At 64.2% G+C, this 12,815-nt stretch carries 13 protein-coding genes and 1 tRNA gene; 9 read left to right on the top strand and 5 right to left on the bottom strand.

The genetic code is table 11. From position 1 onward, the window contains the following. Positions 1-10 precede the first annotated feature (10 nt). Together lpxD and BW975_RS09620 are read right to left on the bottom strand one after the other, a co-directional pair. Positions 11-1,102: a UDP-3-O-(3-hydroxymyristoyl)glucosamine N-acyltransferase gene (lpxD, locus tag BW975_RS09625; RefSeq protein ID WP_076532981.1), complete on the bottom strand. Its 1,092-nt coding sequence runs from the start codon at positions 1,100-1,102 to the stop codon at positions 11-13. A gap of 30 nt (positions 1,103-1,132) precedes the next feature. After that, positions 1,133-2,761: a L,D-transpeptidase family protein gene (locus tag BW975_RS09620; RefSeq protein WP_244512448.1), complete on the bottom strand. Its 1,629-nt coding sequence runs from the start codon at positions 2,759-2,761 to the stop codon at positions 1,133-1,135. Between the two features lie 310 nt (positions 2,762-3,071). On the opposite strand from BW975_RS09620, the gene mepK reads away from it, so the two are divergent. From mepK to BW975_RS09605, 3 genes are all read left to right on the top strand, one after another. Beyond that, complete coding sequence (gene mepK / locus BW975_RS09615) at positions 3,072-3,641, top strand: peptidoglycan L,D-endopeptidase MepK (RefSeq protein ID WP_076532979.1); 570 nt, start codon at positions 3,072-3,074, stop codon at positions 3,639-3,641. A gap of 66 nt (positions 3,642-3,707) precedes the next feature. Then, positions 3,708-3,781, top strand: a tRNA-Gly gene (locus BW975_RS09610). A 43-nt stretch (positions 3,782-3,824) separates the two neighbouring features. Beyond that, the gene (locus BW975_RS09605; protein ID WP_076532978.1) at positions 3,825-4,880 is read left to right on the top strand and encodes an AbrB family transcriptional regulator; all 1,056 of its coding nucleotides are present in this window, start codon (positions 3,825-3,827) and stop codon (positions 4,878-4,880) included. Here the strand turns inward: BW975_RS09605 and BW975_RS09600 are convergent, their stop codons facing one another. From BW975_RS09600 to BW975_RS09590, 3 genes are read right to left on the bottom strand one after another with little or no spacing between them, the layout of a single operon-like run. Next, a complete protein-coding gene (locus BW975_RS09600; protein WP_076532977.1) occupies positions 4,881-6,698 on the bottom strand; it encodes an ABC-F family ATP-binding cassette domain-containing protein in 1,818 nt (605 codons plus the stop codon). An 8-nt stretch (positions 6,699-6,706) separates the two neighbouring features. Then, the gene (locus BW975_RS09595; RefSeq protein ID WP_076532975.1) at positions 6,707-7,462 is read right to left on the bottom strand and encodes a GNAT family N-acetyltransferase; all 756 of its coding nucleotides are present in this window, start codon (positions 7,460-7,462) and stop codon (positions 6,707-6,709) included. A gap of 24 nt (positions 7,463-7,486) precedes the next feature. Beyond that, positions 7,487-7,960, bottom strand: coding sequence for an outer membrane protein assembly factor BamE (locus BW975_RS09590; protein WP_083687035.1), 474 nt, complete (start codon positions 7,958-7,960; stop codon positions 7,487-7,489). Between the two features lie 90 nt (positions 7,961-8,050). Here BW975_RS09590 and BW975_RS09585 point away from each other — a divergent pair, with 90 nt between their 5' ends. The 6 genes from BW975_RS09585 to BW975_RS18245 all read left to right on the top strand — a co-directional run bounded on the left by BW975_RS09585 (position 8,051) and on the right by BW975_RS18245 (position 12,791). Then, on the top strand, positions 8,051-8,629 hold the full coding sequence (locus tag BW975_RS09585; RefSeq protein ID WP_083687034.1) for a YceD family protein: 579 nt from the start codon (positions 8,051-8,053) through the stop codon (positions 8,627-8,629). 153 nt (positions 8,630-8,782) lie between these two features. Continuing rightward, the gene (rpmF, locus tag BW975_RS09580; RefSeq protein WP_076532974.1) at positions 8,783-8,989 is read left to right on the top strand and encodes a 50S ribosomal protein L32; all 207 of its coding nucleotides are present in this window, start codon (positions 8,783-8,785) and stop codon (positions 8,987-8,989) included. Between the two features lie 73 nt (positions 8,990-9,062). Further along, positions 9,063-10,379, top strand: a complete 1,317-nt coding sequence (gene plsX, locus BW975_RS09575) for a phosphate acyltransferase PlsX (RefSeq protein ID WP_272482019.1) — start codon at positions 9,063-9,065, stop codon at positions 10,377-10,379. Further along, positions 10,376-11,350 carry a beta-ketoacyl-ACP synthase III gene (locus tag BW975_RS09570; RefSeq protein WP_076532973.1) on the top strand — a complete coding sequence of 325 codons (975 nt, stop codon included), beginning with the start codon at positions 10,376-10,378 and terminating at the stop codon, positions 11,348-11,350. The genes plsX and BW975_RS09570 overlap by 4 nt, the downstream gene beginning before the upstream one ends. Positions 11,351-11,460: 110 nt before the next feature. Next, the gene (ihfA, locus tag BW975_RS09565; RefSeq protein WP_076533609.1) at positions 11,461-11,763 is read left to right on the top strand and encodes an integration host factor subunit alpha; all 303 of its coding nucleotides are present in this window, start codon (positions 11,461-11,463) and stop codon (positions 11,761-11,763) included. A gap of 2 nt (positions 11,764-11,765) precedes the next feature. Continuing rightward, positions 11,766-12,791, top strand: coding sequence for a MerR family transcriptional regulator (locus BW975_RS18245; protein ID WP_076532972.1), 1,026 nt, complete (start codon positions 11,766-11,768; stop codon positions 12,789-12,791). Positions 12,792-12,815 lie beyond the last annotated feature (24 nt).

Below are 12,815 nucleotides of genomic sequence, written 5' to 3'. Positions count from 1 at the left end.
TGCCTAGGATTTAGTCACTCCGCTCGCCGTTTGAAACCGCTTTCTTGAGCTGTGCGACATCGGCCACAAGCCGGCCCAATCGGCGCAGATGTTTGTACATATCGATATGCGCGTCCATCTTCATCGCCGGATAGCCCAGGATGACACGGCCCGCGGGCACGTTGCTGAGGATCTTGGTGCCGCCGCCGGCGATGACATTGTCGCCGACGAAAAGGTTGTCGCCGACGCCCACCTGCCCGGCCAGCACCACGTTATTGCCGATGCGCGACGAACCGGCGATTCCGACCAAGCCACACAGCAGAGTGTCGGTGCCGACGACCACATTATGCGCGACCATCACCAGCGTATCCACCTTGGTCCGGTCGCCGATCACCGTGTCGCGCACGGTGCCGCGGTCGATGGCGGCGTTGGCGCCGACCTCCACATCGTCCCCAAGGCGGACCGAGCCGACGCTATGGATACGCACGTATGATTGCGCCGCCGCGTCGCCCTGATCGCCCAGCGTCTCGCGCACGGCTTCGGCGCCGGATTTTTCTGGCGTGACAAAGCTGAAGCCGTCGCCGCCCAGAACCGCGCCCGGATTGAGGATGACGCGTGCGCCGATCCGCACGCGGGCCGCGATGCGTACGCCTTCGCGGATAAGGCCGCCCTCACCAATCACGGCATCCGCCCCGACGCTGACCTGCGGGCCGACACGCGTGCCCGCACCGATGACAGCGCGCGCGCCAATCACCGTCAGCGGTCCGATATGCACGCCCTCGCCCAGCTGCGCTGTCTCGTGAATAATGGCCGACGGGTGAATACCGTCGCCCCAGCCCTCGCCCAGATCCATCATCGCGGTCAGGCCGGACATCGCGTAGCGCGGGCGCGGCGCGACGATTGCCGCCTTCAGCCCCAGCCCTTGCCAGTCTGCGCCGTCCCAGATCAGCGCGGCGCGGGCACGACCGTTGGACAATCCCTCGGCATATTCAGGCTTGGTGGCGAGGGCCAGATCATTCGGCCCGGCATCCCCCGGCTCGGCCAGGGCCCCGACGCGAATGGTGTCATCGCCAAGGGCCGTGGCCCCCAGCGATTTGGCAATTTCGGAAATGGTGTAGGACATGAAAGCACCCCTCGTCTGGCGGTGCGATATCTACCCCTGAACCGCAGGCAGCGAAACCCCAACCTTTTGCAGTGCGTCCCAGATCAGACCGTCGCGCCCGTAAATGTCAGGACGGTACTGAACCGGACCTTTGGCAGGCGCCGTGGCGGTGCGATAGATGATATGGACCGGCACGTGTTCCTGCATGTTGACCCGCGTCTGGCGACCCGAATTCAGGATGCGGTCGAAATACGGCTTCGGCTCGGCCTCCTGCCGCGACAGCAGCTCGTAGGCGAAATCGAAGGGCCGCTGCAGGCGGATGCATCCATGGCTGAAAGCGCGCACATTGCGGTTGAAAAGGTTTTTGGACGGCGTGTCGTGGAGATAGATGTTGTACTTGTTCGGGAACATGAACTTGACCAATCCCAGCGCATTGCGATTGGACGGCGGCTGTTTCAGATCGAACGGAAAGGTCCGCGCAGTATAGGCGTTGAAATTGACATTGGCCCGGCTGACCTGCTGCCCGCGCGAATTGTACAGCTTGAGGTGGCTGACCGCCCCACGATTGCGCTGCATCTGAGGCAGGTATTCCTTGACGGTGATCGAGCGCGGCACATTCCAGACGGGGTTGATCTCCATATACTCCATCTCGTCCGAAAATTCCGGGCTGCGCTGGCCCGAAGCATCCTTGCCGATCACGGCGCGGGTCTCAAAGGTGAGGCGGTCGTGATCCATGATGCGTGCGGTGAAATCGGCGAGGTTCACCAGAATATGGCGATCGCCGCGCGGCTTGTTCAGCCAACGCTCGCGCTCCATCGCGACATGGATCATTGGCAGACGCTCGGAGATCGGCTTGTTGATCTCGGCCATGGTGTCGCTGCCGGCGGTCCCATCGGCGACCAGACCGTGCGCCGATTGAAACTGCTGTACCGCCTGCTGGATCGAGATGTCGTAGGTACCGGTCGCAGTGCGATCGAGATACCCCATGCGCATCAGGCGGTTGCGCAAAGCCACGACAGCGGGGCCCGATTGGCCCGGTGCCAACGACGCCGCAGGCACGGCGGGGCCCCAGCCCCCGGTGGCCAACAAGCCTTCCAGCTGCGTCTTGGCCCGCAGAAGGCGCGCATACTCGCCCGATTTGGGCGTCAGCGCGCGAAAGAAGCCGGCTGGCGGTCCCTGATCGCTCGCAAAGCTGGACAGCAGATCCTCGTCACTGCGCACCGGAATTTCGCGCACGATGTCTGCGACAACCTTTGAGGGCGTCAGCATCCCGGTGTGAAGATCATGCGCCAAGCGAATGAAAATGCGCGACATTTCAATTTCAACCGCACCCAGATCGCGCGGCGTGCGCGCGGCGCGCATCATCGCCATAAGGCCGGGTGCGTCATATCGGCTGGCCGGCAGGCCATGTGACGGGGCGTCCTCGATCGCCTGCATCAGCGCCTGGCGGCGCGCGCGGCCCAGATCGTCCTGCGCGGTCCAAATCGGCTCGAAACCCGTCGCACGATAATGCGCGGCCAGCCCATCGGCGCGCGCCGCACCCTCGGCCACCGCCTGTTTGAAAGCGGTCACACCAGCAGTCGCAGATGGCGGCGCCGCCAGGATCATCAGCGCGGCGACGGCCGGCAGAACGGCGCGGCGCGCGCGGAAGGTGGTGGTCATCAAGGCTGCGAAGGTCATCAAATTCCCCAAGTCATCGTAAATCGGTGCTGCGAGTCAGCCGGTTATAAACGCGATTGTCCATTAAAATTCGCGCGATCAGACCTTTGCAGCGCCCTCTGCTGCGCCAAGGCCCCAAGCCATGGCATTCACGCCACGCCACGCTGCGAATGCGCGGATTTGCGCCGAAATACGTTGCGTCCAAAAAATTCGGGAACCCGGACCTTGGTTAGCGAATCTTAATGTGCAATAGCTAAGGTCGCATCTGGGGGAAGATGAACAGCCCGCGCCAAGCGGGGGCAGAACTTGAAGCGACAGACAGGCAAATCTAATGACTGACACCAAGACGACCAGCCTGTCGCGGCGTGCGCTTTTGGGCGCATTCGCGGCAACCGCAATGATTGCGGCCCCAAGCTATGGCAACGCGTTCGGCTTCCTGCGGGGCGCCGGCGATATACGCCGCCTGCGGATGACATCGCCACGAACGGGCGAGCAGATCGACACGATCTACTGGATCGAGGGCGAATATATTCGCGAGGCGGTGGACGAGATTTCGGCCTTCATGCGCGACTGGCGGACCAACGATGTCAAAGGCATCGATATCCGCACCGTCGATATCATGGCCGCATCCCACAACCTTCTGGACACGACCGAGCCCTATACCCTGCTATCCGGTTATCGCAGCCCTAAAACCAATAACATGCTGCGCAGCCGATCCTCCGGGGTGGCCAAGAATTCGCTCCACCTCAAGGGTCAGGCGGCGGATCTGCGCCTCGGCTCGCGATCTGTGACCCAAATGGGCCGGGCCGCGATGGCGTGCCGTGCGGGCGGCGTCGGCAAATATTCGCGCTCCAATTTCGTGCATATGGATTGCGGCGTGGTCCGGAGCTGGGGCGGCTAAGAGCCGCTCGCTCCCCTTCTTTTCAGCTTGAATGCCGCCGTGCCAAGGTGCTACCAGCAAGGCGCGGCGGGTATGGTGAAAAGGTATCACGGCAGCTTCCCAAGCTTTAGTTACGGGTTCGATTCCCGTTACCCGCTCCAGACTGATTATTGACGCCGGAACGCACGACATGCGGCACTTGCCATGACACCGGGCGTGCGAATCCTCTCGACAATCTTGCTCCTGGCCTTGGGCAGCATCGCGGCCTTTGTGGCACGCGCGCTGTCTGTGCCGCTGCCTTTCATGCTGGGTCCGCTAATCGTCGTTGGCGCGCTGATATCAACCCGCGCGGCGCGCATCGTGCCACAAGGCTACCGCTTTCCCCAGCCGCTTCGCGAGGCGTTCATCGCCATGATCGGCCTGATGATCGGCGCGCAGGTTGTGCCGGAGCTCTTCGCGGATCTCCCAAACCTTCTCATCAGCTTTGGAGCCCTTACCGCCTTCACGCTCATCGCGCTTGCCGGCAATTACACACTCTTCAGGCGGGTCGGAGGCTATGATCGGGCCACGGCATTCTTTGCGGGTGCGCCCGGCGGCCTATACGAGAGCATCGCACTTGGCGAGGCGGCGGGCGCCGACCTGCCCCGCCTCATGACACAGCAGTTTCTGCGGATCGTCGTCGTGGTCAGCGTGCTGCCCATTGGCATGTCCCTCTACCTCGGGGCGCCAGTCGGAAGCTCGGCAGGGGTCAGCATGGCCAGCGCACCCGTCCCGTGGAACGCCCTGCCCTGGCTGGCGCTGGCGGGCTTTGTCGGCTGGGTCCTGGGCCGGGCGCTGCGCCTACCTGCGCCGCAGCTGACAGGGCCGCTAATGGTCGCGGCAGCGCTCAACCTCGCGGGGCTGGTGCATCTGGATGTGCCGCCTTGGCTCGTCAATTTGGCGCAGGTTGTCATTGGCACCGCGCTTGGCCTGCGTTTTGCGGGAATCGGGCACAGGATGCTGCTGCGCGGTGCCGCGCTGGCGCTGGCCTCCGTGGCGGGAATGCTGGCGCTGGCGGCGGCGATCGCGCTGCTGTTACGCCCGCTGATGGGCGTAAACTTCGACACGCTTTTGATCAGTTTCGCACCGGGCGGCGTGACCGAGATGGGGCTGATCGCGCTTAGCCTCGCGGCGGATCCGGCCTTTGTGGCGATGCACCACATCCTGCGCATCCTCATCACCGTCGTCGCCATCGGCGCGCTTGGACCGCGGCTGCGCTGATCAGCCGGCCTTCTCTTCCAGCATCAGCCACTCTTCCTCGGCGCTGGCCAGCGCCTCTTGGCGCGATGTCAGCGCCTCGGTCGCCTTGCGGAATTTCACCGGCTCGCGCGTGAACAGCTCGGGGTCGGCCATCAGCCCCTCCAGCTTGGCAATCTCGGCCTCAAGCCGTGATATGACGCCCGGCAACTCGGCCAGACGGTGCTTCTCGGTGAAGCTCAACTTCTCAGGATTATCTTTTGAAACCTGAGCGTTACTCTGACTTTTTGATGTTGTCTTGGGCGCCGGGCTAGCCGAGGCAGCCCATTCGGGCTGACGCTGCGCCTGATAATCGGTCCAGCCGCCCGCATAGGCCGTCGCGCGGCCATTGCCCTCCATCGCAATTGTGGTCGTGGCGATCCGGTCCAGAAAATCGCGGTCATGGCTGACGAGGATGATCGTGCCGTCGTAATCGTCGAGAAGCTCCTGCAAGAGATCCAATGTCTCGATATCCAGATCGTTCGTCGGCTCGTCCAGCACCAGAAGGTTCGATTCGCGCGCCATCAGCTTGGCCAGAAGCAGCCGCGCCTTTTCTCCGCCCGAGAGCGAGCGGACAGGCGCGCGCGCCTGCGCCTCGTCAAAGAGAAACTCCTTGAGGTAGCCGATCACATGGCGCGGCGATCCGCGCACGAGGATCTGATCGGCCTTGCCCGAAACGCGCATGTCGGGATCGCCCGTCAGCGAATCCCAAAGGCTCATCTCGGGGTCGAGCTGCGCGCGCGCCTGGTCAAAGACGGCAGGCATGAGATTGGTGCCGAGGCTGACGGTGCCCGTATCGGGCGCCTCCTGCCCCAGCAGCATATTCAGAAGCGTCGTCTTGCCGACGCCATTGGGCCCAACCAGCGCGATCCGGTCGCCGCGAAGCACACGCAGCGAGAAGTCCTGCAAGATCACCTTGTCGCCGTAAGCCTTTGAAATGCCTTCAGCCTCGATGACCTTCTTGCCCGATTTCGGCCCGGCCTCCAGCGCCATCGCGGCGGCGCCCTGACGCTTGATCTGGCTTGACCGCTCGGCGCGCAGGTCCTGCAGGGCGCGCACGCGGCCCTGATTGCGCTTGCGCCGCGCACTGATGCCCTCGACGGCCCAGCGGGCCTCGGATTTGATCTTGCGGTTCAGCTTGTGGCGCTGTTGGTCCTCGTCCTCCCAAACCTTGTCGCGCCACTCCTCGAAATGAGTAAATCCCTTTTCCTGGCGCCGGACCATTCCCCTGTCAATCCAGAGGGTTGCGCGGGTAAGCTCACGTAGAAACGCGCGGTCGTGGCTGATCAGGACATATCCCGTCCGGGTGTCTTTCAGCGTGTTTTCCAGCCAGGCGATCGCCTCGATATCCAGATGGTTCGTCGGCTCGTCCAGCAGCATCAGCTCAGGCGCCTCGGCCATCAGCTTGGCCAGCGCGGCGCGCCGCCGCTCGCCGCCCGAGGCGGTCTCGACCGCGCGGGCGGGATCGAACTTCAGGCCCTCGCCCGCCATCTCGACGCGGTAATGCTCGGCCGGGTCCAGCTGACTGGCGGCGAAGTCGCCCAGCGTGGCAAAGCCCGCCATGTCCGGATCCTGCTCCATATAGCCGACCGAGGAAGCGGGCGCGATCACGCGCGTGCCTGCATCGGGCTCGACCAGACCGGCCATCACCTTCATCAAGGTCGACTTGCCCGATCCATTGCGTCCGACGAGCGCGACCCGATCGCCCGGCTGGACGACCAGCGAGAGGTCCGCGAATACCGGATCACCCCCGAAAGTGAGGGAGATATCCGAGAGTTGCAAAAGGGGGGGACGTGCTGCCATGGCGCCCGCTACCGTGCCGGGGCGGCGCCGTCAAGCGTGCTGCGCAGGCGGCGCTTGCGTGCTTCGGGAATGCGGGCAATCTCGAGCCCGGTAAAGACGTGGATCGTATTCATTGCGGGGTCGATCACCGCGTGGTCGCTGACCCAGCCGCCCATCCCCAGGTAACTGCGCAGGAGCGGCGGCATCATCATGCGCGCCTCTATCCCATCGCCCGGTTGTTCTGACGGGGAGCGCGCCAGCGGAACCACCTGCGCCGCGCGGCGCGCGGGCGCAAAGCGGCGCGGCGCCAGATGCTGCGCGGCCAGCGCCGCAAAGCTCTGCGAATACGGTTTCGGGTCGGTGCCCGCAAAAGACGTACAGCCAAACAAAAATGTGATGCCGCCCGCATCCACATGCGCCGTGATCGCGCCCCAAGCGACGCGCAGGATGTCGGGATCGCGCGCGCCCGGGCGCACGCAAAATCGCCCCAACTCGGTCATTGGTTCAGGAAACGCGGTGAGCCGTGCCAAATCGTAGAATTGCGCGGAATAACTGCTCTCGGCTGCGTCTATGCCCGATACAAAAAGGCCCAAGCGAAAACACGCGGCCAATATCCCCTCGCGGCGATCCTCGATCAGAACATGGACCGCGCCTTCGTCAAAGCCATCGCCATCCGCCTGTGACAGCCCAAAGGCCAGACCGCGCAGCGCCTGCGCCGCCGCAAGATCTGCGGCCCCTGCCCCGATGCGCGCGATGTAGCGCCGCCCTGCATCCACGGAGGTCATGTGCCCAGCCCCCGCAACCGCCCCCTAGAAGAAGTCGGCGGGATTGACGTTGCCGATATTGCCCAGCATCTGGCGCAAGAAGCCCTTGCCCTGAACGGTCGAGTCGGTGACACGGCGCGACAGAGGCACGACATTGCCGTCGCGCAGATCAAACCGCTCGATGTTCGAGATAACGCCTTGACCGTCAAAGCTGATCGCCAGCACCTGCCGTTCGATCACCTCGGGTTCGAACATCCCGTAGTGGCGCACGCGGCTGCGGACATAGTAGTAATCGCCCTCGGACAGCATGCCCGACGCGGAGGGTGCGCCGATCACATCATCCACGGTGGCGCGGGTGTCGACACCGGGCGCCAGCTGCATCAGATCCTCTTCGGGAGGGACGTAGCCGTGGTTCTGGTAGGTGGCCGAGCAGCCCGCCAGCGCCAGTATCCCGGCAAGCCCCGCGACTTTGGCGATACCCGCGGCACGCGCCTTGAGCGAAAAATGGGTCCCGAACATGACTGCCCTCTTGCATCCCGGCCCGCTGGGCCTTTTATCCCGCTTACAACACTCCATACCCAAGGTTCAAGAAAGGAAGCGGTTCTCGCCATGGCAAAGCCACTGACAGATGCCGCCGCGCTGCGCGTGGCCGAACTGCCCAAGGGCACGACACTCAGCTTTGATATCGTGCCGGACGAGGATGCGCGCCGCGCGATGGCGCAGGAACTGGGCGTGCTTGGCCTGCGCAAAGTGGCCTTTCGCGGCACTCTGGCCCCGATGGGCCGGCGCGACTGGCGCCTTGTGGCGCAGCTGGGCGCGACAGCGACGCAAGAATGCGTCGTCACGCTCCAGCCGGTGACATCGCGCATCGACACCCAGGTCGAGCGGCGTTTTTTGTCGGACATGCCGCGGCCTGCCGAGTTGGAGCCGACACCCGATGACGGTATCGAGATGCCGCAGGACGACACCGAAGAGCCCCTGGGCGAGGTGATCGACCTTGCGCGCGTGCTGATCGAGACGCTGGCGCTATCGCTGCCGGATTATCCGCGCAAGGAAGATGCCGGGCCGGCCCGCGTCATCGCCGCCCCGCCCGGCGAGGCGCCGCTTGACGACGACGCGGTCAAGCCCTTTGCCGGGCTGGCCGCGCTGCGCGCCCAAATGTCGGCCAAGGACGAAGATCCCGAGTAGCCACGCGATAATTCGCTTGCGGGCGCGGCAAATCGCTGTATTTTCGCGCTCTCACAGGAATTGGGGGTTGAACCGGCGCCCCAAGGCGGACTATGTGCCGCACAACCTCATGGAAACAGGGCCGAAGCGGCCCACAGGAATCGGGATCGCGACATGGCCGTCCAGCAGAACAAAGTATCGAAATCGCGCCGCAACAATCGCCGCGCGCATGACGCCCTCTCGGGTGCCAACCCCAACGAATGCCCCAATTGCGGCGAGCTGAAGCGCCCGCATCACGTGTGCTCGGCATGTGGTCACTATGCAGATCGTGAAATCGTCGCCATGGCTGACGACATCGATCTGGACGAAGACGCGGCCTGACCTCCGCCCCATCCCGGCCCATTCGGCGCCGGGATCGCCCGTGCCCGATCATAATTGAGGACGGACCGCCCGCATGACCGCGCGTCCAGACAAAGATCCGGCCCAGTCCGGCACGAGCCAATCGGGCAAAAGCCTGTCCGGCACCGCCGATATTTCGACGTCCCCGGCGCCTGATCCAGGCGCGGGGGACGTCGCCAAATCGGCTGGCAAGGACGCAAAGACTGATAACGCGGCCGATGACCAATCCGGCGCCTCGGCCGACCGACCCGATCCCGACATCGCTGCGAAGTTCAAGGACAAGACCGTCATCTCGGTTGATGCGATGGGCGGTGATATGGGTCCCGCTACAGTCGTTGCCGGCATCGCCGAAAGCGCCGCGCGCAACAGCGACATTGCCTTCATCCTGCACGGCCCCGAAGCCGAGCTGCGCCCCCTTATCGCCAAGCACCGCAATCTGAGCGACTGCTGCGTCCTGCGCGATGCGTCCGGCGTGGTCACGATGAACGACAAGCCGGGGCATGTGGCGCGCCACGGCAAGGACACCTCGATGTGGTCCGCGCTGGAATCGGTGCGCGCCGGTGAGGCGACAGTCTGCGTCAGCTGCGGCAATACCGGCGCGCTGATGCTGATGTCCGTACTGCGCCTGCGCCGCCTGCCCGGCATCTATCGCCCCGCCATCGCCGTCATGTGGCCCTCGCGCAATCCGCAAGGCTTTAACCTCCTGATGGATGGCGGCGCGGATATCAGCGCCGATGCCAAGGATCTGATGCAATACGCGCTGATGGGCGCGTCCTATGCCCGCAACGGCCAGGGCGTGAAGCGCCCGCGCATCGGCCTGCTGAATGTCGGCACAGAAGAGCACAAGGGCCGCGCCGAGCTGCGCGAGGCACATGACCTGATCACCGCCCATGCGCGCGGCGCGGATTTCGATTTCGTCGGCTTCGTCGAGGGGCGCGACCTGCCGGGCGATACCGTGGACGTCATCGTGACCGATGGGTTTACCGGCAATGTCGCGCTGAAAACCGGTGAAGGCACCGCCACACTGATCGCCGATGAGCTGCGCGAGGCGTTTCGATATTCTTGGCTGTCGCGCATCGCCGCGCTGCTGGCCTACCCGTCGCTCCGCCGCCTGAAAAAGCGGATCGACCCGCGCCGCGTCAATGGCGGCGTCTTTCTGGGCCTCAACGGTACAGTCGTCAAATCCCACGGTGCCGCGGACGCGACCGGGGTCTCCTCCGCCGTCAAGCTGGCCTACGAGCTGGCGCAAAGCGGCTTTTCCGAGAAACTGGCCACCCGCGTAGCTTCGGCCACACTGCCGGCTCAGGACAGTGCCCTATCGGATGACGACGAGGGCGTGACAAGCCAAAGCAGCACGGAGATGTCCCGATGATCCGCCGCGCCGTTCCCCTCGGAATTGGGCATTATCTGCCCGACCGCATCATGCCGAACAGCCATTTCGAGAAACTGGTCGACACGTCCGATGAATGGATTCGCACCCGTTCGGGGATCGAGCGGCGCCATTTCGCCGCCGAAGGCCAGACCACGTCGGATCTCGCCGTGCGCGCCGCGCGCTCCGCGCTGGATAATGCGGGCATCGACGTATCCGAAATCGACGGCATCATCGTCGCCACATCCACGCCGGATCTGACCTTCCCTTCGGTCGGCACGATGGTGCAGGCCGAACTGGGCATGACGCGCGGCTTCGCTTTTGATGTGCAGGCCGTCTGTGCGGGCTTTATCTATGCGCTGTGCAATGCCAACGCGATGATCGTATCGGGTCAGGCTGACCGCCTTCTGGTGATCGGGGCCGAGACGTTCAGCCGAATCATGGACTGGACCGATCGCAGCACCTGCGTTCTTTTCGGCGACGGCGCCGGTGCATTGATCCTGGGTGCCGAGGAAGGCGCCGGCACATCGGAAGATCGCGGCATTCTGGCGACCGACCTCAACTCGGACGGGCGCTACCGCGAGATGCTCTATGTTGATGGCGGTGTGTCGACCACGGGCACTGCGGGCAAACTGCGCATGCAGGGCAACCCTCTCTTCCGCAAGGCCGTGGACAAGCTGACCTCGACCGCCGAGGCCGCGCTGGAAAAGACGGGCGTGAGCGCGGACGCCGTTGATTGGATCGTGCCGCATCAGGCCAATATCCGCATCATCCAAGGCACCGCCAAGAAGATGGGCGTGCCGATGGACCGCGTGATCCAGACCGTACAGGACCACGGCAATACCTCCGCCGCGTCGATCCCGCTGGCCATGTCGGTGGGTGTCGCGGATGGGCGCATCAAGCGCGGTGATCTGATTCTCAGCGAGGCGATCGGCGGGGGTCTTGCGTGGGGCGCCGTCGCACTGCGCTGGTAGCGCGCGGCATTCGGCGCAAATCCCGCTTAAACAGCCCGCTCCAAGCCATTGTAATTGACTCGCAAATTTCTAACACCCTATTGTCGTGCAAAAGCAATCGGGGGATGGCCATGGGTGACAAGACACTGACGCGGATGGATCTGAGCGAGGCAATTTTTCGCGAGGTCGGTTTGTCGCGAAACGATTCGTCCCAATTGGTCGAGGCCGTGCTGGACCATATGTCGGACGCGCTGGTGCGCGGCGAGCAGGTCAAGATCTCATCCTTTGGCACCTTTTCCGTGCGCGAGAAATCGGCGCGTGTCGGACGCAATCCCAAGACTGGCGAAGAAGTGCCCATCAATCCGCGCCGCGTTCTCAGCTTTCGGCCATCGCACCTGATGAAGGAACGCGTCGCCGCAGGCAACAAGCGCTGATCATGGCCAAATCCGCGGATGCCTTTCGCACCATCAGTGAAGTCGCAGACTGGCTGGGCATTCCCGCCCACGTTCTGCGCTTTTGGGAGAGCAAGTTCACCCAGGTGAAGCCGGTCAAGCGTGCTGGCGGGCGGCGCTATTACCGGCCCGCCGACATGCAGCTGCTGGGCGGAATCCGTAAACTCCTGCACGACGAAGGCATGACCATCAAAGGCGTGCAAAAGGTTATGCGCGAGCAAGGCGTGCGCCATGTCGCCGCCATGTCCCCGCCCCTCGATGCCGACCTGGCGGCGGATCTTGAGGCGCAGACAGGTGAGGATGAGGCGCTGGCGGGCATCGCACTGGACGTCGATAGCAAGGACGAGCCGCCCCGCGGCGAAGTCGTCAGTTTTGACCGGAGCGCTGCGGCGGTGCCTTCGGCCGGCACGGCCGAGACAGCAACCGAAGAAGTTGCACAAGAGCCAGCCACAGAGGATGAGGCTGCGGGCGCAGAAGACGCGGTTACGCCGCAAGAGGCCGCGCCTACAGCAAAGACACCTGTGACACAGCCGGATGCGCCATCGAAAAGCGCAGAGAAGGAAAAGCCGCGTATCATGCGCGCGCCGCATGATGCAGCGCCCAGCCCCGCGCCAACAAGCGCCGAAGAGGTCGCGACGCCCCAGGCACCCCAAGAGGCTGCGACTTCCGATACCGACGCCGCCCCGGCGTCAACGCCGGAGCCTGCCGAATCGCCCGCAGTAGCCGCCGTCAAAAAATCAGAGGCTGGCGCCACCACCGAAACGCCTGCGCCGCAAGAGAACGACAGCCCAGCGTCCGAAATGCCCAAGGCAGCGCCGGAAAAGCCCGCGATTGCCAGCGTAGAGACGCCGGAAGACCCCGCAGACGATATCGCGGCGCCGCCCTCGCCCCTCTCGGCACTGACCGGTATGGACAAGGCCGACACCCAGAGCGCAGCACAATACGCCGATATCGCGGCGCGCCTCGCAGATCTGCGGGCGCGAATGGGCGATGGCCGGAAATCATCCTGATCGCTGCGGCGAAAATCGGGATTT

The organism is Roseovarius nanhaiticus (genome assembly GCF_900156535.1).
GTDB classification, from domain to species: Bacteria; Pseudomonadota; Alphaproteobacteria; order Rhodobacterales; family Rhodobacteraceae; genus Roseovarius; species Roseovarius nanhaiticus.
The sequence above is the reverse complement of the archived record's forward strand: the minus strand, read 5'-3'. Positions and strand labels throughout refer to the sequence as shown.

Coding starts and splice junctions, on each gene's coding strand:
- lpxD (WP_076532981.1), bottom strand. CDS start 1,102: ATGTCCTACACCATTTCCGAAATTGCCAAATCGCTGGGGGCCACGGCC.
- BW975_RS09620 (WP_244512448.1), bottom strand. CDS start 2,761: ATGACCTTCGCAGCCTTGATGACCACCACCTTCCGCGCGCGCCGCGCC.
- mepK (WP_076532979.1), top strand. CDS start 3,072: ATGACTGACACCAAGACGACCAGCCTGTCGCGGCGTGCGCTTTTGGGC.
- BW975_RS09605 (WP_076532978.1), top strand. CDS start 3,825: ATGACACCGGGCGTGCGAATCCTCTCGACAATCTTGCTCCTGGCCTTG.
- BW975_RS09600 (WP_076532977.1), bottom strand. CDS start 6,698: ATGGCAGCACGTCCCCCCCTTTTGCAACTCTCGGATATCTCCCTCACT.
- BW975_RS09595 (WP_076532975.1), bottom strand. CDS start 7,462: ATGACCTCCGTGGATGCAGGGCGGCGCTACATCGCGCGCATCGGGGCA.
- BW975_RS09590 (WP_083687035.1), bottom strand. CDS start 7,960: ATGTTCGGGACCCATTTTTCGCTCAAGGCGCGTGCCGCGGGTATCGCC.
- BW975_RS09585 (WP_083687034.1), top strand. CDS start 8,051: ATGGCAAAGCCACTGACAGATGCCGCCGCGCTGCGCGTGGCCGAACTG.
- rpmF (WP_076532974.1), top strand. CDS start 8,783: ATGGCCGTCCAGCAGAACAAAGTATCGAAATCGCGCCGCAACAATCGC.
- plsX (WP_272482019.1), top strand. CDS start 9,063: ATGACCGCGCGTCCAGACAAAGATCCGGCCCAGTCCGGCACGAGCCAA.
- BW975_RS09570 (WP_076532973.1), top strand. CDS start 10,376: ATGATCCGCCGCGCCGTTCCCCTCGGAATTGGGCATTATCTGCCCGAC.
- ihfA (WP_076533609.1), top strand. CDS start 11,461: ATGGGTGACAAGACACTGACGCGGATGGATCTGAGCGAGGCAATTTTT.
- BW975_RS18245 (WP_076532972.1), top strand. CDS start 11,766: ATGGCCAAATCCGCGGATGCCTTTCGCACCATCAGTGAAGTCGCAGAC.